Annotated in this window: 7 protein-coding genes and 3 tRNA genes; 6 read left to right on the top strand and 4 right to left on the bottom strand. The window is 34.9% G+C overall.

The genetic code is table 11. From position 1 onward, the window contains the following. Nucleotides 1-234 precede the first annotated feature (234 nt). A complete protein-coding gene (locus tag PG913_RS09685; RefSeq protein ID WP_271230534.1) occupies nt 235-882 on the top strand; it encodes a rhomboid family intramembrane serine protease in 648 nt (215 codons plus the stop codon). Between the two features lie 300 nt (nt 883-1,182). Here PG913_RS09685 and PG913_RS09680 read toward each other — a convergent pair. The 4 genes from PG913_RS09680 to PG913_RS09665 all read right to left on the bottom strand — a co-directional run bounded on the left by PG913_RS09680 (nt 1,183) and on the right by PG913_RS09665 (nt 1,938). After that, nucleotides 1,183-1,255 (bottom strand) — tRNA-Gly (locus tag PG913_RS09680). 43 nt (nt 1,256-1,298) lie between these two features. Further along, a tRNA-Gly gene (locus PG913_RS09675) sits at nt 1,299-1,371 on the bottom strand. Between the two features lie 44 nt (nt 1,372-1,415). Beyond that, a tRNA-Gly gene (locus PG913_RS09670) sits at nt 1,416-1,488 on the bottom strand. 117 nt (nt 1,489-1,605) lie between these two features. Next, on the bottom strand, nt 1,606-1,938 hold the full coding sequence (locus PG913_RS09665; protein ID WP_271230533.1) for a GNAT family N-acetyltransferase: 333 nt from the start codon (nt 1,936-1,938) through the stop codon (nt 1,606-1,608). Between the two features lie 388 nt (nt 1,939-2,326). Between PG913_RS09665 and PG913_RS09660 the strand changes: the two genes are divergently transcribed. The 5 genes from PG913_RS09660 to PG913_RS09640 all read left to right on the top strand — a co-directional run bounded on the left by PG913_RS09660 (nt 2,327) and on the right by PG913_RS09640 (nt 22,638). Next, complete coding sequence (locus PG913_RS09660) at nt 2,327-14,593, top strand: choice-of-anchor L domain-containing protein (RefSeq protein WP_271230532.1); 12,267 nt, start codon at nt 2,327-2,329, stop codon at nt 14,591-14,593. Between the two features lie 11 nt (nt 14,594-14,604). Further along, nucleotides 14,605-15,519 (top strand): PorP/SprF family type IX secretion system membrane protein, encoded by a 915-nt coding sequence (locus tag PG913_RS09655; RefSeq protein WP_271230531.1) that lies wholly within the window; start codon nt 14,605-14,607, stop codon nt 15,517-15,519. 80 nt (nt 15,520-15,599) lie between these two features. Then, nucleotides 15,600-16,343 carry a tetratricopeptide repeat protein gene (locus tag PG913_RS09650; protein WP_271230530.1) on the top strand — a complete coding sequence of 248 codons (744 nt, stop codon included), beginning with the start codon at nt 15,600-15,602 and terminating at the stop codon, nt 16,341-16,343. Beyond that, nucleotides 16,336-17,481 carry an OmpA family protein gene (locus tag PG913_RS09645; protein ID WP_271230529.1) on the top strand — a complete coding sequence of 382 codons (1,146 nt, stop codon included), beginning with the start codon at nt 16,336-16,338 and terminating at the stop codon, nt 17,479-17,481. The genes PG913_RS09650 and PG913_RS09645 overlap by 8 nt, the downstream gene beginning before the upstream one ends. Before the next feature lie 573 nt (nt 17,482-18,054). Continuing rightward, the gene (locus tag PG913_RS09640) at nt 18,055-22,638 is read left to right on the top strand and encodes a choice-of-anchor L domain-containing protein (RefSeq protein WP_271230528.1); all 4,584 of its coding nucleotides are present in this window, start codon (nt 18,055-18,057) and stop codon (nt 22,636-22,638) included. Nucleotide 22,639: the final 1 nt, after the last annotated feature.

The following is a 22,639-nucleotide window of genomic DNA, read 5'->3' as shown; positions in this document are numbered from 1 at the left end:
CTATAAATTATCCTTGTAATATAAAACCTCCTTGTGAATAATTAAGTGCTACTAATTAAATGTATTACTTGATCTGTTTTTTTACTCTGGTATGTATTTTAGGATAAGAACAACGATTTGCTAAAATCATGTGTAATTAATTTTAGTTGTAAGATTACTCGCAGATTTTCGATTACATTCTTTACCAATTTTAGTGTTTAAAACAAGCAATTAATCATACGTAAATACGATACTATGAATCAAATTATTTTAATATTAATAGCGATAAACGTTATCGTTTCTTATAAAGGGTTTAATGATGTCATTTTTTTTGATAGATATAAATTTCAGATACAAAAAATACTTAGTGGTGAAAAAATCAGAATGATAACCTCAGGTTTTTTACGTACCGATTGGATGCATTTAGGATTTAATATGTATGCTTTATATCTTTTTGGAAAAGTAGTGCAGGTTAATTTTGGTACTGGATATTTTATAGGAATCTATTTGGTTAGTTTACTTGCTGGAAGTTTATATTCTTTATATCAGCATAAAAATGAATTTTATTATAGTGCGGTAGGAGCTTCGGGAGCTGTGTCGGGAATTGTTTTTTCTGCAATTATGTTGTATCCAGATATGACATTGGTAATGTTTCCTATTCCAATTCCTTTACCTGGTTATGTTTTTGGAATCGGATATTTATTGTACTCTATTTATGGAATGAAAAATAACGTTGGTAATGTTGGTCATTCTGCACATTTAGGTGGTGCAATTGGTGGATACTTAATAACCTTGATTTTAAGACCAAGTGTAATTAATAATAATATGTTATTAATAGGTGTTATCGGAGTTATTATTGTTGGCTTGTTTTTGTTTGGTGATAAATTAAAAGGAAATAAATAGTGAAATATTATTTATAGATAATATTTTGATTTTATAAAATTGGTGAAAAAATAACTTCTTTGTGAGGTTATTTTTTTTGCTGATATATTCTGTAGATATGAACAGGCTTTTAAATTGATGACTAAATTTAGTAAATAAGTCTAGCCCCGATTGAAGCAATTGTTTGAGCTCTTTTTTATTTTTCTTTTGAAAAAATAAAAAAAGCGAGTGCGGAAAGCGGGAAATAGCTACAAATCATTTTTCTTTTGAAATATGTATAAAACAAAAAAAATCCGAAAACATAATGTTTTCGGATTTTTGAGCGAAAGACCAGGTTCGAACTGGCGACATTCAGCTTGGAAGGCTGACGCTCTACCAACTGAGCTACTTTCGCATTGGTAAATAAAGATTTTAAAGTCTATCTTTTAAAGACTGTGAGCGAAAGACCAGGTTCGAACTGGCGACATTCAGCTTGGAAGGCTGACGCTCTACCAACTGAGCTACTTTCGCATTGGTAAATAGAGATTTTAGAGTCTATCTTTTAAAGACTTTAGAGCGAAAGACCAGGTTCGAACTGGCGACATTCAGCTTGGAAGGCTGACGCTCTACCAACTGAGCTACTTTCGCATTGGTAAAGATTTAATTACAATTACTTGTAATGCTTTTGATATAAAAAGCTTATATCGTTAAGCGGTTGCAAATATAACACTGTTTCTGTAATCTGCAAACATTTTTTGAATAAATTTAATAAAAACTTTGATCTTTTCTCATAACTTTCAGAAAATGAAAGCCATAGATTTCAAAGCCTTCGTTATAATAAAATTTATGAGACTTTCTATTAGCCGTATACGTGTTTAATTCCATGGCTTCACAGCCTTTTTCTTTGGTGTATTCGTAAATCCAGCTAAAAAATTGCTTTCCTAATTTTTTTCCACGGTAAGTTTCATCTATAAAAACATGATCAGGTTCTACACTTTTTCCTATGTAATGACGTGTACTATACCATAAGCCAGAAATACCGATTAGCAAATCATCATCAAAAATACCAACACATTCATAAGTGTTGTAGTTTGACATTTCTAATATCCTTTTTTTAGTATATTAGAAGGCGTTGTTGTGTTTACTTTTTGCATTATCGGAAGAATAGTAAGTATTTCTTCTTTTTTAATCGCTTTGAAATTAATATTCATCTTTATGTAAAAAATTAGGATTAATAAAAATAGGTATAATATTATTGATATTTAATATTTTTTGTGACTTTTTGATATAAAATGTGTCATAATTATTATAAAATGATATAGCATTTGATAATAAATGTATTGTCTATTTTTTTAAAAAAAAATAATATATTTAACGTCTTAAATAATAGCTATATAAAATAATAAATCCTTTCTTAAATTAGAAGTATAACATCTTTAAATAGCAGTTGTGTTTTTGATTTAATCAATTTTTTAAATTATTACTTATGAAAAAAAACTACTTTTTAAAAAACGTACTGTTTTTTGTTTTGTTGCTAATAGGTGTTAATAGCACTTACGCCCAAGCAACATTTACAGACAGTCAAACAGCTGTTCAATTAGCAGCTCAACTACAGGCCTCCGGTGTGTTAATAACGAACCCTGTTATAACTAAGGGAGATATAGAGCGTGTAGGTGTTTTCTCAAATGGAAAAGCAGGTGCTGGTTTAGAACTTGATAGTGGTATTGCTTTAACTACATCAACAATAGTAAATGCCTTTTCTACGAATAGATCTAATGGACATAGTGATAAACTTGGTGCAGCAGGTGTCTTAGATGATATGGATTTAGTTAATATTGATTCCAGAGCTAGAAATGATGTAGTAATTTTTGAATTTGATTTTCAAGCATTACCTAATTATACAGGTGTTTTAGTTGAGTATCAATTTGCTTCAGAAGAATTTCCAGACTATGTAGGTTCTAGTTTTAATGATGTATTTGGCTTTTTTGTATCTGATCCTACTGGAGTAGATGCTACAGTACCAGATGGAGATATTAATAATAATGGTGCATACGATTTAGGAGAAACTCCTGCGCTAAACTTAGCAATAGTACCAGGAACATCTAATCCTGTATCTATTAATAATGTAAATGCAGGTTTTAGAGGTTCTCAAGGAGGGAGTTTAACAAACGTAACTGATTTAACTCAAAGCGCATTATATATAAATAATGGGCGTGTTTTAGATAATGATGCTGACCCTAATAATTCAGGACCAGGTAATACAAATCCAGGTCCTTTTCCTATTCATACTGAATTTAATGGAATAACAAAAAAGTTTTCTACAAATATAAATTTAACAGTAGGAGTTGTTTATCATATGAAAATAGCCATTGCTGATGTAGGAGATGATTGGTATGATTCAGGAGTGTTTGTTTCAGGAGTAGGTGGTACACCTATAATTATAACAAATGATGATGCAGGTACGCTTACAGAATCAGGAGGTATTGCAGTAGCTAATGTTTTAGTGAATGATACTGTAGGAGGAACTACAAATCCACCTTTAGCAGATGTTGATTTATTTGAGGTAAGTTCAACAAATGCAGGGGTAACATTAAATACAACTACAGGTGCTGTAGAAGTTGCATCAGGCACAAATGCAGGGATTTATACATTAGTATATAATGCTTGTAAGCCTTCTCCAACTAACTGCAGTAACTCTACTGTTACTGTAACAGTTTTACCTGATAATGATTTAGATGGAATTCAGGATTCTGTAGATCAGGATGATGATAATGATGGTATTTTAGATACTGTTGAAGGAGCTGTTGATACTGATGATGATGGAATTATTGATAGTTTTGATACTGATAGTGATAATGATGGTTGTCCTGATGCATCAGAAGCAGCAAATAATATAATAACAGGCTTAACTACACTAATAGGGGGTAGTACTGGTGGTAGTTCATTAAATTTAGGAACTACGGTAGATCTTATAACAGGAATACCAACAGCAACAGGAAGTCCTCAGGGAACTACGGTTTCAGTAATCAATGCAACAAGATTGATGATTGTTACAGCACCTGTTAATCAAACAAAGGTTTTTGGAGAATCAGGTAGCTTTAGTGTTGTGGGAACAGCAGATACTGCGACTAGTTATGTAACAGGAGCACCAACTTATGGAGCTTTAGGCAATGCTAATGCTGGTATTAATTATCAATGGTATATTGGTAATCCAGATTCAGGAGGAACAATTATAGATGGAACAGATACTAATTATACAGATTTTACAACAAATACATTAAATATAACTAGTGTAACGGGGTTAGATGCAACAGAATATTGTGTTTTAATAACTCGTGATAATAATATTTGTATTAGAGAGATTAATTGTGCAACATTATATGTTGTTAATATTTTAGTAGCAAATGATGATACATTAGGAACAGCTTTAGTACCATTAGCATCAGGAACAACGGATGTTTCTGCTGGTGAAGTTTTAACAGGCGATACTTTAAATGGCGTTCAAGTAACGACAGCAAATACCGATGTAACGCCAGTAACAACAGGAAACATCTTAATAGATGCCGATGGAAATGTAACTATCGTAGCAAATACACCAACAGGAAGTTATCCTGTAACGTATACGATTTGTGAAAGTGGCGCGAATCCAGCAAACTGTACAACAGCAACCGTAACGGTAGAAGTAGTTGGAGAGTTATTAGCGGATGATGATATTTTAGGAACAGCTTTAGCACCATTAGCATCAGGAACAACGGATGTTTCTGCAGGTGAAGTTTTAACAGGCGATACCTTAAATGGCGTTCAAGTAACGACAGCAAATACCGATGTAACGCCAGTAACAACAGGAAACATCTTAATAGATGCCGACGGAAATGTAACTATCGTAGCAAATACGCCAACAGGAAGTTATCCTGTAACGTATACAATTTGTGAAAGTGGCGCGAATCCAGCAAACTGTACAACAGCAACCGTAACTGTAGAAGTAGTTGGAGAGTTATTAGCTGATGATGATATTTTAGGAACAGCTTTAGCACCATTAGCATCAGGAGCAACGGATGTTTCTGCAGGTGAAGTTTTAACAGGCGATACTTTAAATGGCGTTCAAGTAACGACAGCAAATACCGATGTAACGCCAGTAACGACAGGAAACATCTTAATAGATGCCGATGGAAATGTAACTATCGTAGCAAATACGCCAACAGGAAGTTATCCTGTAACGTATACGATTTGTGAAAGTGGCGCGAATCCAGCAAACTGTACAACAGCAACCGTAACTGTAGAAGTAGTTGGAGAGTTATTAGCGGATGATGATGTTTTAGGAACAGCTTTAGCACCATTAGCATCAGGAACAACGGATGTTTCTGCAGGTGAAGTTTTAACAGGCGATACCTTAAATGGCGTTCAAGTAACGACAGCAAATACCGATGTAACGCCAGTAACAACAGGAAACATCTTAATAGATGCCGACGGAAATGTAACTATCGTAGCAAATACGCCAACAGGAAGTTATCCTGTAACGTATACAATTTGTGAAAGTGGCGCGAATCCAGCAAACTGTACAACAGCAACCGTAACGGTAGAAGTAGTTGGAGAGTTATTAGCGGATGATGATATTTTAGGAACAGCTTTAGTACCATTAGCATCAGGAGCAACGGATGTTTCTGCTGGTGAAGTTTTAACAGGCGATACTTTAAATGGCGTTCAAGTAACGACAGCAAATACAGATGTAACGCCAGTAACTACAGGAAACATCTTAATAGATGCCGATGGAAATGTAACTATCGTAGCAAATACGCCAACAGGAAGTTATCCTGTAACGTATACAATTTGTGAAAGTGGCGCGAATCCAGCAAACTGTACAACAGCAACCGTAACGGTAGAAGTAGTTGGAGAGTTATTAGCGGATGATGATATTTTAGGAACAGCTTTAGCACCATTAGCATCAGGAACAACGGATGTTTCTGCAGGTGAAGTTTTAACAGGCGATACTTTAAATGGCGTTCAAGTAACGACAGCAAATACAGATGTAACGCCAATAACGACAGGAAACATCTTAATAGATGCCGACGGAAATGTAACTATCGTAGCAAATACGCCAACAGGAAGTTATCCTGTAACGTATACAATTTGTGAAAGTGGCGCGAATCCAGCAAACTGTACAACAGCAACCGTAACGGTAGAAGTAGTTGGAGAGTTATTAGCGGATGATGATATTTTAGGAACAGCTTTAGTACCATTAGCATCAGGAGCAACGGATGTTTCTGCTGGTGAAGTTTTAACAGGAGATACTTTAAATGGCGTTCAAGTAACGACAGCAAATACAGATGTAACGCCAGTAACTACAGGAAACATCTTAATAGATGCCGACGGAAATGTAACTATCGTAGCAAATACGCCAACAGGAAGTTATCCTGTAACGTATACGATTTGTGAAAGTGGCGCGAATCCAGCAAACTGTACAACAGCAACCGTAACGGTAGAAGTAGTTGGAGAGTTATTAGCGGATGATGATATTTTAGGAACAGCTTTAGCACCATTAGCATCAGGAGCAACGGATGTTTCTGCAGGTGAAGTTTTAACAGGCGATACTTTAAATGGCGTTCAAGTAACGACAGTAAATACAGATGTAACGCCAGTAACGACAGGAAACATCTTAATAGATGCCGACGGAAATGTAACTATCGTAGCAAATACGCCAACAGGAAGTTATCCTGTAACGTATACAATTTGTGAAAGTGGCGCGAATCCAGCAAACTGTACAACAGCAACCGTAACGGTAGAAGTAGTTGGAGAGTTATTAGCGGATGATGATATTTTAGGAACAGCTTTAGTACCATTAGCATCAGGAGCAACGGATGTTTCTGCTGGTGAAGTTTTAACAGGCGATACTTTAAATGGCGTTCAAGTAACGACAGCAAATACAGATGTAACGCCAGTAACGACAGGAAACATCTTAATAGATGCCGATGGAAATGTAACTATCGTAGCAAATACGCCAACAGGAAGTTATCCTATAACGTATACAATTTGTGAAAGTGGCGCGAATCCAGCAAACTGTACAACAGCAACCGTAACTGTAGAAGTAGTTGGAGAGTTATTAGCGGATGATGATATTTTAGGAACAGCTTTAGCACCATTAGCATCAGGAGCAACGGATGTTTCTGCAGGTGAAGTTTTAACAGGTGATACTTTAAATGGCGTTCAAGTAACGACAGCAAATACAGATGTAACGCCAGTAACGACAGGAAACATCTTAATAGATGCCGACGGAAATGTAACTATCGTAGCAAATACGCCAACAGGAAGTTATCCTGTAACGTATACAATTTGTGAAAGTGGCGCGAATCCAGCAAACTGTACAACAGCAACCGTAACGGTAGAAGTAGTTGGAGAGTTATTAGCGGATGATGATATTTTAGGAACAGCTTTAGTACCATTAGCATCAGGAACAACGGATGTTTCTGCTGGTGAAATTTTAACAGGCGATACTTTAAATGGCGTTCAAGTAACGACAGCAAATACCGATGTAACGCCAGTAACAACAGGAAACATCTTAATAGATGCCGATGGAAATGTAACTATCGTAGCAAATACGCCAACAGGAAGTTATCCTGTAACGTATACGATTTGTGAAAGTGGCGCGAATCCAGCAAACTGTACAACAGCAACCGTAACGGTAGAAGTAGTTGGAGAGTTATTAGCGGATGATGATATTTTAGGAACAGCTTTAGCACCATTAGCATCAGGAACAACGGATGTTTCTGCAGGTGAAGTTTTAACAGGCGATACCTTAAATGGCGTTCAAGTAACGACAGCAAATACCGATGTAACGCCAGTAACAACAGGAAACATCTTAATAGATGCCGACGGAAATGTAACTATCGTAGCAAATACGCCAACAGGAAGTTATCCTGTAACGTATACAATTTGTGAAAGTGGCGCGAATCCAGCAAACTGTACAACAGCAACCGTAACTGTAGAAGTAGTTGGAGAGTTATTAGCTGATGATGATATTTTAGGAACAGCTTTAGCACCATTAGCATCAGGAGCAACGGATGTTTCTGCAGGTGAAGTTTTAACAGGCGATACTTTAAATGGCGTTCAAGTAACGACAGCAAATACCGATGTAACGCCAGTAACGACAGGAAACATCTTAATAGATGCCGATGGAAATGTAACTATCGTAGCAAATACGCCAACAGGAAGTTATCCTGTAACGTATACGATTTGTGAAAGTGGTGCGAATCCAGCAAACTGTACAACAGCAACCGTAACTGTAGAAGTAGTTGGAGAGTTATTAGCGGATGATGATGTTTTAGGAACAGCTTTAGTACCATTAGCATCAGGAACAACGGATGTTTCTGCTGGTGAAGTTTTAACAGGCGATACCTTAAATGGCGTTCAAGTAACGACAGCAAATACCGATGTAACGCCAGTAACAACAGGAAACATCTTAATAGATGCCGACGGAAATGTAACTATCGTAGCAAATACGCCAACAGGAAGTTATCCTGTAACGTATACAATTTGTGAAAGTGGCGCGAATCCAGCAAACTGTACAACAGCAACCGTAACTGTAGAAGTAGTTGGAGAGTTATTAGCGGATGATGATATTTTAGGAACAGCTTTAGCACCATTAGCATCAGGAGCAACGGATGTTTCTGCAGGTGAAGTTTTAACAGGCGATACTTTAAATGGCGTTCAAGTAACGACAGCAAATACAGATGTAACGCCAGTAACGACAGGAAACATCTTAATAGATGCCGACGGAAATGTAACTATCGTAGCAAATACGCCAACAGGAAGTTATCCTGTAACGTATACAATTTGTGAAAGTGGCGCGAATCCAGCAAACTGTACAACAGCAACCGTAACGGTAGAAGTAGTTGGAGAGTTATTAGCTGATGATGATATTTTAGGAACAGCTTTAGTACCATTAGCATCAGGAGCAACGGATGTTTCTGCTGGTGAAGTTTTAACAGGCGATACTTTAAATGGCGTTCAAGTAACGACAGCAAATACAGATGTAACGCCAGTAACTACAGGAAACATCTTAATAGATGCCGATGGAAATGTAACTATCGTAGCAAATACGCCAACAGGAAGTTATCCTGTAACGTATACAATTTGTGAAAGCGGCGCGAATCCAGCAAACTGTACAACAGCAACCGTAACGGTAGAAGTAGTTGGAGAGTTATTAGCGGATGATGATATTTTAGGAACAGCTTTAGCACCATTAGCATCAGGAGCAACGGATGTTTCTGCAGGTGAAGTTTTAACAGGCGATACTTTAAATGGCGTTCAAGTAACGACAGCAAATACAGATGTAACGCCAATAACGACAGGAAACATCTTAATAGATGCCGACGGAAATGTAACTATCGTAGCAAATACGCCAACAGGAAGTTATCCTGTAACGTATACAATTTGTGAAAGTGGCGCGAATCCAGCAAACTGTACAACAGCAACCGTAACGGTAGAAGTAGTTGGAGAGTTATTAGCGGATGATGATATTTTAGGAACAGCTTTAGTACCATTAGCATCAGGAGCAACGGATGTTTCTGCTGGTGAAGTTTTAACAGGCGATACTTTAAATGGCGTTCAAGTAACGACAGCAAATACAGATGTAACGCCAGTAACGACAGGAAACATCTTAATAGATGCCGACGGAAATGTAACTATCGTAGCAAATACGCCAACAGGAAGTTATCCTGTAACGTATACGATTTGTGAAAGTGGCGCGAATCCAGCAAACTGTACAACAGCAACCGTAACTGTAGAAGTAGTTGGAGAGTTATTAGCGGATGATGATGTTTTAGGAACAGCTTTAGTACCATTAGCATCAGGAACAACGGATGTTTCTGCTGGTGAAGTTTTAACAGGCGATACCTTAAATGGCGTTCAAGTAACGACAGCAAATACAGATGTAACGCCAGTAACTACAGGAAACATCTTAATAGATGCCGATGGAAATGTAACTATCGTAGCAAATACGCCAACAGGAAGTTATCCTATAACGTATACAATTTGTGAAAGTGGCGCGAATCCAGCAAACTGTACAACAGCAACCGTAACTGTAGAAGTAGTTGGAGAGTTATTAGCGGATGATGATATTTTAGGAACAGCTTTAGCACCATTAGCATCAGGAGCAACGGATGTTTCTGCAGGTGAAGTTTTAACAGGTGATACTTTAAATGGCGTTCAAGTAACGACAGCAAATACAGATGTAACGCCAGTAACGACAGGAAACATCTTAATAGATGCCGACGGAAATGTAACTATCGTAGCAAATACGCCAACAGGAAGTTATCCTGTAACGTATACAATTTGTGAAAGTGGCGCGAATCCAGCAAACTGTACAACAGCAACCGTAACGGTAGAAGTAGTTGGAGAGTTATTAGCGGATGATGATATTTTAGGAACAGCTTTAGTACCATTAGCATCAGGAACAACGGATGTTTCTGCTGGTGAAATTTTAACAGGCGATACTTTAAATGGCGTTCAAGTAACGACAGCAAATACCGATGTAACGCCAGTAACAACAGGAAACATCTTAATAGATGCCGATGGAAATGTAACTATCGTAGCAAATACGCCAACAGGAAGTTATCCTGTAACGTATACGATTTGTGAAAGTGGCGCGAATCCAGCAAACTGTACAACAGCAACCGTAACGGTAGAAGTAGTTGGAGAGTTATTAGCGGATGATGATATTTTAGGAACAGCTTTAGCACCATTAGCATCAGGAACAACGGATGTTTCTGCAGGTGAAGTTTTAACAGGCGATACCTTAAATGGCGTTCAAGTAACGACAGCAAATACCGATGTAACGCCAGTAACAACAGGAAACATCTTAATAGATGCCGACGGAAATGTAACTATCGTAGCAAATACGCCAACAGGAAGTTATCCTGTAACGTATACAATTTGTGAAAGTGGCGCGAATCCAGCAAACTGTACAACAGCAACCGTAACTGTAGAAGTAGTTGGAGAGTTATTAGCTGATGATGATATTTTAGGAACAGCTTTAGCACCATTAGCATCAGGAGCAACGTATGTTTCTGCAGGTGAAGTTTTAACAGGCGATACCTTAAATGGCGTTCAAGTAACGACAGCAAATACCGATGTAACGCCAGTAACTACAGGAAACATCTTAATAGATGCCGACGGAAATGTAACTATCGTAGCAAATACGCCAACAGGAAGTTATCCTGTAACGTATACAATTTGTGAAAGTGGCGCGAATCCAGCAAACTGTACAACAGCAACCGTAACTGTAGAAGTAGTTGGAGAGTTATTAGCGGATGATGATATTTTAGGAACAGCTTTAGCACCATTAGCATCAGGAGCAACGGATGTTTCTGCAGGTGAAGTTTTAACAGGCGATACTTTAAATGGCGTTCAAGTAACGACAGCAAATACCGATGTAACGCCAGTAACGACAGGAAACATCTTAATAGATGCCGATGGAAATGTAACTATCGTAGCAAATACGCCAACAGGAAGTTATCCTGTAACGTATACGATTTGTGAAAGTGGCGCGAATCCAGCAAACTGTACAACAGCAACCGTAACTGTAGAAGTAGTTGGAGAGTTATTAGCGGATGATGATGTTTTAGGAACAGCTTTAGTACCATTAGCATCAGGAACAACGGATGTTTCTGCTGGTGAAGTTTTAACAGGCGATACCTTAAATGGCGTTCAAGTAACGACAGCAAATACCGATGTAACGCCAGTAACAACAGGAAACATCTTAATAGATGCCGACGGAAATGTAACTATCGTAGCAAATACGCCAACAGGAAGTTATCCTGTAACGTATACGATTTGTGAAAGTGGCGCGAATCCAGCAAACTGTACAACAGCAACCGTAACTGTAGAAGTAGTTGGAGAGTTATTAGCTGATGATGATATTTTAGGAACAGCTTTAGCACCATTAGCATCAGGAGCAACGGATGTTTCTGCAGGTGAAGTTTTAACAGGCGATACTTTAAATGGCGTTCAAGTAACGACAGCAAATACAGATGTAACGCCAGTAACGACAGGAAACATCTTAATAGATGCCGACGGAAATGTAACTATCGTAGCAAATACGCCAACAGGAAGTTATCCTGTAACGTATACAATTTGTGAAAGTGGCGCGAATCCAGCAAACTGTACAACAGCAACCGTAACGGTAGAAGTAGTTGGAGAGTTATTAGCGGATGATGATATTTTAGGAACAGCTTTAGTACCATTAGCATCAGGAGCAACGGATGTTTCTGCTGGTGAAGTTTTAACAGGCGATACTTTAAATGGCGTTCAAGTAACGACAGCAAATACAGATGTAACGCCAGTAACTACAGGAAACATCTTAATAGATGCCGATGGAAATGTAACTATCGTAGCAAATACGCCAACAGGAAGTTATCCTGTAACGTATACAATTTGTGAAAGTGGCGCGAATCCAGCAAACTGTACAACAGCAACCGTAACGGTAGAAGTAGTTGGAGAGTTATTAGCGGATGATGATATTTTAGGAACAGCTTTAGCACCATTAGCATCAGGAACAACGGATGTTTCTGCAGGTGAAGTTTTAACAGGCGATACTTTAAATGGCGTTCAAGTAACGACAGCAAATACAGATGTAACGCCAATAACGACAGGAAACATCTTAATAGATGCCGACGGAAATGTAACTATCGTAGCAAATACGCCAACAGGAAGTTATCCTGTAACGTATACAATTTGTGAAAGTGGCGCGAATCCAGCAAACTGTACAACAGCAACCGTAACGGTAGAAGTAGTTGGAGAGTTATTAGCGGATGATGATATTTTAGGAACAGCTTTAGTACCATTAGCATCAGGAGCAACGGATGTTTCTGCTGGTGAAGTTTTAACAGGAGATACTTTAAATGGCGTTCAAGTAACGACAGCAAATACAGATGTAACGCCAGTAACTACAGGAAACATCTTAATAGATGCCGACGGAAATGTAACTATCGTAGCAAATACGCCAACAGGAAGTTATCCTGTAACGTATACGATTTGTGAAAGTGGCGCGAATCCAGCAAACTGTACAACAGCAACCGTAACGGTAGAAGTAGTTGGAGAGTTATTAGCGGATGATGATATTTTAGGAACAGCTTTAGCACCATTAGCATCAGGAGCAACGGATGTTTCTGCAGGTGAAGTTTTAACAGGCGATACTTTAAATGGCGTTCAAGTAACGACAGTAAATACAGATGTAACGCCAGTAACGACAGGAAACATCTTAATAGATGCCGACGGAAATGTAACTATCGTAGCAAATACGCCAACAGGAAGTTATCCTGTAACGTATACAATTTGTGAAAGTGGTGCGAATCCAGCAAACTGTACAACAGCAACCGTAACGGTAGAAGTAGTTGGAGAGTTATTAGCAAGTAGTGATATTTTAACTCCAATTACATCAGGAGGTACTACTTCAAGTGTAACAGATAACGATACATTAAACAGTACTCTAATAATTGTAGGTTCTGGAGTTGGTGAAATTACTCTATCAGCAGATCCAAACGGAACAAATCCATCAGGGTTTATTTTAAATCCAAATGGAACAATAACTGTTGAAGCTAATATACCTTCAGGAACTTATGCTTTTGAATATCAGATTTGTGAAAATGGAGCTAATCCAGAAAATTGCCAAATAGCAGTTGCTACTGTTATTGTTGCAAATCCAATAGATGCTATTAATGATGATTATAGTAATAATCCTTTAGCAGCTGGAAGTGTGACACCAAGCGTTCTTATTAATGATCTATTAGATGGTAATTCAGTAATAATAGGTACAGGAGTAGGAGAGGTTACTTTATCAGGAAATCCAAATGGAACAAACCCTTTAGGTTTTACCTTTAATTCAGATGGAACTATAGCAATAAGTACAGTTATAGCTTCAGGAGATTATACATTGGAGTATCAAATTTGCGAAAATGGTTCAACACCAATAAAATGTAATATAGCAACAGTTACAATACTAGTTGGAGTTGATACTGATGGAGATGGTATTTTAAATACAGATGATATCGATGATGATAACGATGGTATTTTAGATACAAATGAAGGAGATGGTACAATAGACACTGATAGTGATGGTATTCCAGATAGTTTAGATACTGATAGTGATAATGATAGCGTATTAGATATTATAGAAGGAAATGATGTTGATGGAAATGGTATTCCAGATATAATTCCAAGTGGAGTTGATACTGATTTAGACGGATTAGATGATGTATTTGATACTGATAACGGAGGAGTTCCAACCAATCCTTCAGATACTGATGGTGATGGTACATTTGATTATCAAGACATTGATGATGATAATGATGGAATAAATACTATTGATGAAAATCCTGGTGATGATGATATTACAACAAATGATTCTATGGATACTAACGAAAATGGTATTCCAGATTATTTAGATGCTGATGCAAACCCATGTGGTACGCCATATAATATTATGACACCAGATAATGATGGAGATAATGATGTGTTTTTCATCTCATGTATTGACAAGCCAGAATATGCTAAGAATACTGTAGAGATTTTTAATAGATGGGGAAATACCGTTTATAAAGCTTCAGGATATAATAATGAAAGTGTAGCCTTTACAGGGATATCAAATGGACGATCAACCATTAGTGTTGATGAGAAATTACCACCAGGAACTTATTATTATGTTATCGATTTAGGAGATGGTTCAAAACCAAAAGTAGGATGGTTATACATTAATAGATAAAAAAAAGCGATATGAAAATTAGATATTCAATACTATTAATTCTATGTGTAATAGCCGGAATTAATGCACAACAAGATCCGCAGTACACCCAATATATGTACAATACAATGACCGTAAACCCTGCTTATGCAGGGTCCAACGGACACAGTATTATTAATTTACTAGGAAGAACCCAATGGGTTGGTGTCGATGGAGCACCAGATTCACAAACTTTAAGTTATGACACTCCGCTAGGATATAGTGGTGTTGGTTTAGGAATCAATTTAACAAATGATAGAATAGGTCCAGCAAGCGAAATATTTTTAGATATCAACGGATCTTATACAATTCGAACCAGTGATGAAGGAAATTTAGCTTTTGGATTAAAACTAGGAGGTCGTCATTTAAATGTAGATTGGAGTAAAGGGCTTTCTCAACATAGTGATGATCAAAACTTAGCAACCAATATTAATAAGTTTTTACCAACTGTTGGAGCAGGATTATATTATTATACAAATAACTGGTATTTAGGAGCCGCAATTCCAAACTTTATAAGTACAGAACATTATGATGACGTTAAAAATGGCGGAAGCGTAGCTCAAGAACGTTTACATTTATTCTTAATAGCAGGATATGTATTCGATTTAAGTGAAAGCATCAAATTTAAACCAGCAGTTTTAGCTAAGGCAGTAAACGGAGCGCCATTATCAATAGATGTATCAGGAAACTTTTTGTTTAATGAGAAGTTTACAGCAGGATTGGCTTGGCGTTGGGATGATTCAATCAGTGCATTGTTAGGTTTTCAAGCAAGTAAAAGTTTATATTTAGGGTTTGCTTACGATTTAACAAATTCAAATTATAGTAACTATAATTCAGGAACTTATGAAGTAATGTTACGATATGAGATGTTTAAAGAGCAAGCATTGAAATCACCAAGATTCTTTTAATATAAAAACTAGGGAAATGAAAAACACGATATATATATTAATCCTATTGATAAGTACTGCCAGTTTCGGTCAACGAAAATATGCAGCTGATAGGTATTTTAAAGAATTTGCATATAAAAAAGCTTCAGAACTTTATCAATCAATTCAATGAAAAAGGCGATGATTCTTATTTAGTTTTAAGTAGATTAGGCGATGCACATTATTTTAATTTCGAATTAGATAAGGCAGAAGAAAACTATAGAAAATTGATGAATCTTAATGAAGATATCGCTTCCTCAGAACATTTATTTAGATATGCTCAAGTTTTAAAAAGTAATGGAAAAAACGAGGAATCAGATAAATGGTTATTGAAATTGAAATCAAAAAATGGAACAGATAGCCGTGTTGCTTCTTTAGAGAATAATTCGAATTATTTTGTAGAATATTCAAATAAAGAAAAAACATATATCAATATTCATAATTTATCAAGTAATACTAAGTATTCCGATTTTGGAGGATTTATTTATGAAGATGATTTCTATTTTGCATCGACAAGTCCAAAAACAGATAAGGATAAGAAATTATACAAATGGAATAAACAACCTTATTTGAATATCTATAAAGCGAAGCAAAAAGACATCAAAGAGAAGAAGATTTTAGATGTCGAGAAAAAAACGATGTTGTCAGATTTAAGTTCAAAATATCATGAGTCTAATATTATTATTACAAAAAACGGTAAGAAAGCTTATTTTACTCGAGATAATTATGATGGAAAAAGATTAAAAGGAGATAAAAATGAAGTATCTCATTTAAAACTTTATAGTGCAGATAAAATAGATGATTAAATGGAAAAATGTAATTGAGTTATCATTTAATAGTGATTCATTTTCATGTGGTCATGCAGCTTTAAGTTCAGATGAGAAAACGTTGTACTTTGTATCAGATATGCCAAATGGATTTGGAGCTACAGATATTTATAAAGTTTCTGTTTTAGAAAATAATACTTTTGGTACACCAGAAAATTTAGGACGTACTATTAATACGGAAGGACGTGAAATGTTTCCGTTTGTAGGAAGTGATGATGTATTATATTTTGCATCAGATGGTCATTTAGGATTAGGTGCTTTGGATGTTTTTGAATCACAAATAGAAGCAGGAGTTTATACTAACCCTGTAAATTTAGGAGCACCAGTAAATGGATCATCAGATGACTTTGCATTTGTAATAAATGATGCTCATAGTTATGGATTCTTTTCCTCAAACCGAAAAAGTGGTCTAGGCGATGATGATATTTATAGTTTTAGTATCTATAAATGTAAGGAAGATGTCAAAGGAATTATTACAGATTCACGAACAGGAGCACCAATACAGAATGCTGTAGTTCAATTAATGGATGAAAAAGGAGCGGTTATTTTAGAGCAAAAGACAGGACGAACAGGCGCTTATTTATTTGAGAAAATGGATTGTGAAAAGAAGTTTGTAGTAGTAGCATCAAAAGAAAATTACCGAAACAAGAATAAAGATACAGAAACTCTTGATATCAATAAAGAAGTAGTTGTGGCTAATCTTAATTTAGAATCATTAATAGTGGAAGATCAGATAGTAATTAATCCTATTTATTTTGATTTTGATTTATCAAATATTCGCGAAGATGCTGAATATGAATTAGAACATATCGTAACTGTTATGAAAGCAAATGTTGATTTAGTTATCAAAATAGAATCACATACCGATAGTCGAGGATCAAAAACATACAATAGAAGTTTATCAGATAGAAGAGCGAAATCAACAAGAGATTATTTAATATCAAGAGGAATTTCATCAGAAAGGATAGAAAGTGCAATTGGATTTGGAGAGGATAGTTTATTAAATAATTGTGATGATGCTAATAGTAGTCAATGTACTGAGGCTGAACATCAAAAAAATAGACGTTCTTATTTTTATATTGTCAAAGGAAATACTAATGTAAAAGTGAATAATTAATCACATTTATATTTTTAACATGAATAAAAAACACGAAGCAATTGCTTCGTGTTTTTTTGTTTAGAACAAGTTTTTAAAAATGGATAATTATTTTTTTGGCAAAATTTATTATTTATAAAAAACTCATTAGAGAAGTTTGTTATTGTTGGATATTTATTTTTTGTGTTAAAATATGTTAAATATGTGTGTTTTTACTTTATGTTTTCGCTTTTAAGTTGTAATTTTGCTTTTTTTTAATAAAAATATTGAATTTTTATAATTTCTAGTAAAAGTGAAATAAATCATATTGATTTTTACTTTATCAAATGACTTTCTTTTTTATCTCCTTAAAAAAAATAGTGTACAAAAGACTAATTTATTATAGAATATATATTTAGTTAATCTTTGTTTTAATGTTAATAAATTAGATTTTAAGATTTTTTATAATGATTCCTTTTTTATTAATATGTGTATGATTCCTTTTTTGTAATGAATTTTTAATATTAAATAAATTATTAAGGGAATATAATTAAATCTATTTTTTAAACTAAAACCAATATGGTGTTTAGTTTTATACAATTTAAATTATTAAATATGAAAGCTTATTTCCTCAAAAAAAACAAACTGTTTTTTTTATTTCTTATTAGTTTACAAAGTGTTTACTCTCAAGCTACATTTACAGAAAACCCAATAGCAGCAGCTTTAGCAGCAAAGCTACAATCTACAGGTATTACTATAACAAACCCTGTAATAAGAAATGGAGTAGGTACTCAAATGGCTGTGTTTTCTGATGGTATTGCTGGTGCGGGTCTTGAAATAGATAGCGGTATTGCTTTAACAACTTCAACAGTAACAAGTGCTTTTTCTACAAATAATTTATTGCAGAGTGGTGATAAGCCAGCTAATGGTGTAAGAGTATTTGATATGGATCTTAGACTTATTAATCCTACAGCAACAGATGATGTTGTTATTTTTGAATTTGATTTTGAAAGATTAGCAAATTATAAAGGGGTTTTAGTAGAGTATCAATTTGGGTCAGATGAGTATCCTAATTATGTAGGTTCTGTTTATAATGATGTATTTGGTTTTTTTGTTTCTGATCCTACAGGGGCAGATCCAAATGTACCAGATGGTGATTTAAATGGTGATAATATGTATGACATGACAGAGCAACCTGCTTTGAATTTAGCAATTGTCCCTGGAACTAATAATGCAGTATCTATAAATAATATAAATGGTGGTTTTAGAGGTTCTGCAGGAAGTAGCTTATCAAATATTACTTTTTTAGATCAGAGTGATTTGTATATTAATAATGGACATACCCCAGATAATGATACAGATCCTAATAATGCAGGTCCTCAAAATACAAATCCTGGACCTTTTCCAGTACATGTTGAATTTAATGGAATTACAAAAAAATTAAAAACAGATATAGATTTAGAAATAGGTGTTATTTATCATATGAAAATTGCAATTGCAGATGTTGGTGACGCAACTTATGATTCAGGAGTGTTTCTTTCAGGGGTTCGAGGTGTTCCGATAATTGAAACTCAAGATGATGTATGTAGTATCACACAACAAGGAGGAGTTGCATTACCTTCTGTTTTGGTAAATGATGTTGTAGCTGGAGTATTAAATCCTTCTTTAGTAAATGTAGATTTATTTCAGGTGAGTTCTACAGGAGCTGGAGTAACTTTAGATACTACTACGGGAGCTGTAAATGTAGCTGAAGGAACAACACCAGGAGTATATACTTTAGTTTATAACGCTTGTAGGCCATCACCTTCTAATTGTAAATCTTCTATTGTAACTGTTACAGTATTACCAGATAATGATTTAGATGGAATTATAGATTCTATTGATTTAGATGATGATAATGATGGTATTTTAGATATTTATGAAGGAGTTTGTGAAATTAATACTACAAATCCGGTAGGTGCTTGGGAAGTGTCTTATTATGCTGGGCATTTCGGAGTGCAAAATGCTGTAAATCCTATAGATAGAGACCCTAAAGATGAAAACAATAATATAGGAACACCAACACTTTACGGTTATGGATTTTATACTTCAAATGGAAAAACATATGAGTTTAATGATCAGAATATAGATAATGCAGTTCCTGATAATCCAATGGAAAGTATTATTGCTAGTGGTGTTAATATTAAAGAAGTAATACCTTATACTCCAACTACTAGTGGTGCGTGGACTATTATTTATAAACGTACAATAGAGAATAATGGAAATATACAAATAGGAGAAGCTAATGGATATTTTGATGATTTTGCAGAGTTATTTATTGATGGCGTTTTAGTAGATTCTATTGATGAATTTTCACCTAGTTTACCTTTATCTAAAGTTATTAATTCACCAGTTTCTCCAGGTCAGGTTGTCGAAATTCGTTTAACAAATGGAGCTTCTTTAGGTGGCTTTGTATTTAAAATAGAAACTTCAGGCGAAACAACAGCTCCTGATTGTATTATTAGGGATACAGATAATGATACCATACCTGATTATTTAGATCTTGATTCAGATAATGATGGTTGTAATGATTCTACAGAAGCAGGAGTTGATTTAGTAAATTTAACAGGACCAGTAGGAACTAATGGTATATATGATAGCTTAGAAACTTTTCCTGATTCAGGTATTCTTATAAAATTAGCAGATATTAATACATATCCTTATGATAGTACTGTTCAATCACCTATTTGTTGTACTATACCAAATGATAATTTAACTGTTAGTGATGATGTAATTTGTCCTACAGAAACAGGTGTAATAACCTTAACAAATACTCAAGTAGGAGTAGTATATCAATTACGTTTAGATAGTAATGATACTAATATAGGAGCTTCTCAATTAGGAACAGGAGCTGATTTAATTTTTAATGTAACTCCATTAAATACAACAACATATAATGTGTATGCAGTTGATGGAACTTGTAATGTAGAGTTAGTAGATAAAGCAACGGTAACAGTTAATACTTTACCATCAGCACCAGTTGTAGGATTAGTAACACAGCCAACATGTACAGTAGCTACAGGAAGTTTTCAAATTACAGGTTATGATTCAGGTGATACTTATGTATTTACTCCATCGGTAGTAAATATTTCATCAACAGGATTAGTAACAGCAAATGAAGGAACGTATACATTTACAGTAACAGATACAGATGGAACAGGATGTACTTCATTAGCAAGTTCAAATATTGTAGTAGATATACAACCAGCTACTCCATCAGCACCAATAGTAGGATTAGTAACACAGCCAACGTGTACTGTAGTTACAGGAAATTTTCAAATTACAGGTTATGATTCAGGTGATACTTATGTATTTACTCCATCGGTAGTAAATATTTCATCAACAGGATTAGTAACAGCAAATGAAGGAACGTATACATTTACAGTAACAGATACAGATGGAACAGGATGTACATCAACAGTAAGCTCAAATATTGTAGTAGATACACAACCAGTTACTCCATTAGCACCAATAGCAGGAGTAGTAACACAGCCAACGTGTACAGTAGTTACAGGAAGTTTTCAAATTACAAGTTATGATTCAGATGATACTTATGTATTTACTCCATCAGTAGTAAATATTTCATCAACAGGATTAGTAACAGCAAATGAAGGAACGTATACATTTACAGTAACAGATACAGATGGGACAGGATGTACATCAACAGCAAGTTCAAATATTGTAGTAAATACACAACCAGCTACTCCATTAGCACCAGTTGTAGGAGCAGTAACACAGCCAATGTGTACAGTAGCTACAGGAAGTTTTCAAATTACAAGTTATGATTCAGGTGATACTTATGTATTTACTCCATCAGTAGTAAATATTTCATCAACAGGATTAGTAATAGCAAATGAAGGAACGTATACATTTACAGTAACAGATACAGATGGGACAGGATGTACATCAACAGCAAGTTCAAATATTGTAGTAAATACACAACCAGCTACTCCATTAGCACCAGTTGTAGGAGCAGTAACACAGCCAATGTGTACAGTAGCTACAGGAAGTTTTCAAATTACAAGTTATGATTCAGGTGATACTTATGTATTTACTCCATCGGTAGTAAATATTTCATCAACAGGATTAGTAACAGCAAATGAAGGAACGTATACATTTACAGTAACAGATACAGATGGGACAGGATGTACATCAACAGCAAGTTCAAATATTGTAGTAGATACACAACCATTATGTATTACAATAGCTACAGATGATAATTTTACTGGAGATGAAGATTATGATATAACAGGTAATATTATAACTGAAGATAATGGAAATGGAATAGATAGTGATACAGAAAATGATTTGTTAACAGTTGCTAGTGCAACAGTAGATATTGATGGAGATGGAATTTCAGATGTATTACCGTTAGATACAGTTACATTATTAAATGGAATTGGAGAAATAACATTAAATACAGATGGTGTATTGCTTTTTGAACCTGTATTAAATTATAATGGAGTACTACCAGTAATTAATTATATTGTAACAGATGGAGTTAATATTGATGATGCTAATATTCTAATTACAGTTAATTCTGTTATAGATCCAATTGAAGCAATGGATGATGATTATACAGATATCAATATTATTGACACTAATATAGATGTAACAACAAATGATACATTAAATGGATTACCTGTTATTTTAGGTACTGAATTAGGAGAGGCAACTTTAATAGCTGATTCAAACAATGAACCTGGATTTACTTTTAATTCTGATGGAACTATTACTGTAGATTTAAATATGATATCAGGAATATATGATTTAGAGTATCAAATATGTGAAAATGGAGAAATACCAACTAATTGTGATACAGCAACTGTAACTGTTTTTGTTAATAATCCTACAAATCCATGTGGTATTCCATATAATATTATAACTCCTGATAATGATGGAGATAATGATTCTTTTTACATTTCGTGTATTGATAAACCAGAATATGCAAATAATACTGTAGAGATTTTCAATAGATGGGGTAATACTGTTTACCAAGCTTCAGGATATAATAATAAAGATGTATCCTTTAAAGGAATTTCAAATGGAAGTTTAACAATTAGTGTTGATGAGAAATTACCACCAGGTACTTATTATTATATAATAAATTTAGGTGATGGTTCAAAACCAAAAGTAGGATGGTTATACATTAACAGATAAA

Source organism: Tenacibaculum pacificus, from assembly GCF_027941775.1.
GTDB lineage: Bacteria > Bacteroidota > Bacteroidia > Flavobacteriales > Flavobacteriaceae > Polaribacter > Polaribacter pacificus_A.
Note: the sequence above shows the minus strand (reverse complement) of the source record. Positions and strands in the feature narration are given on the sequence as shown.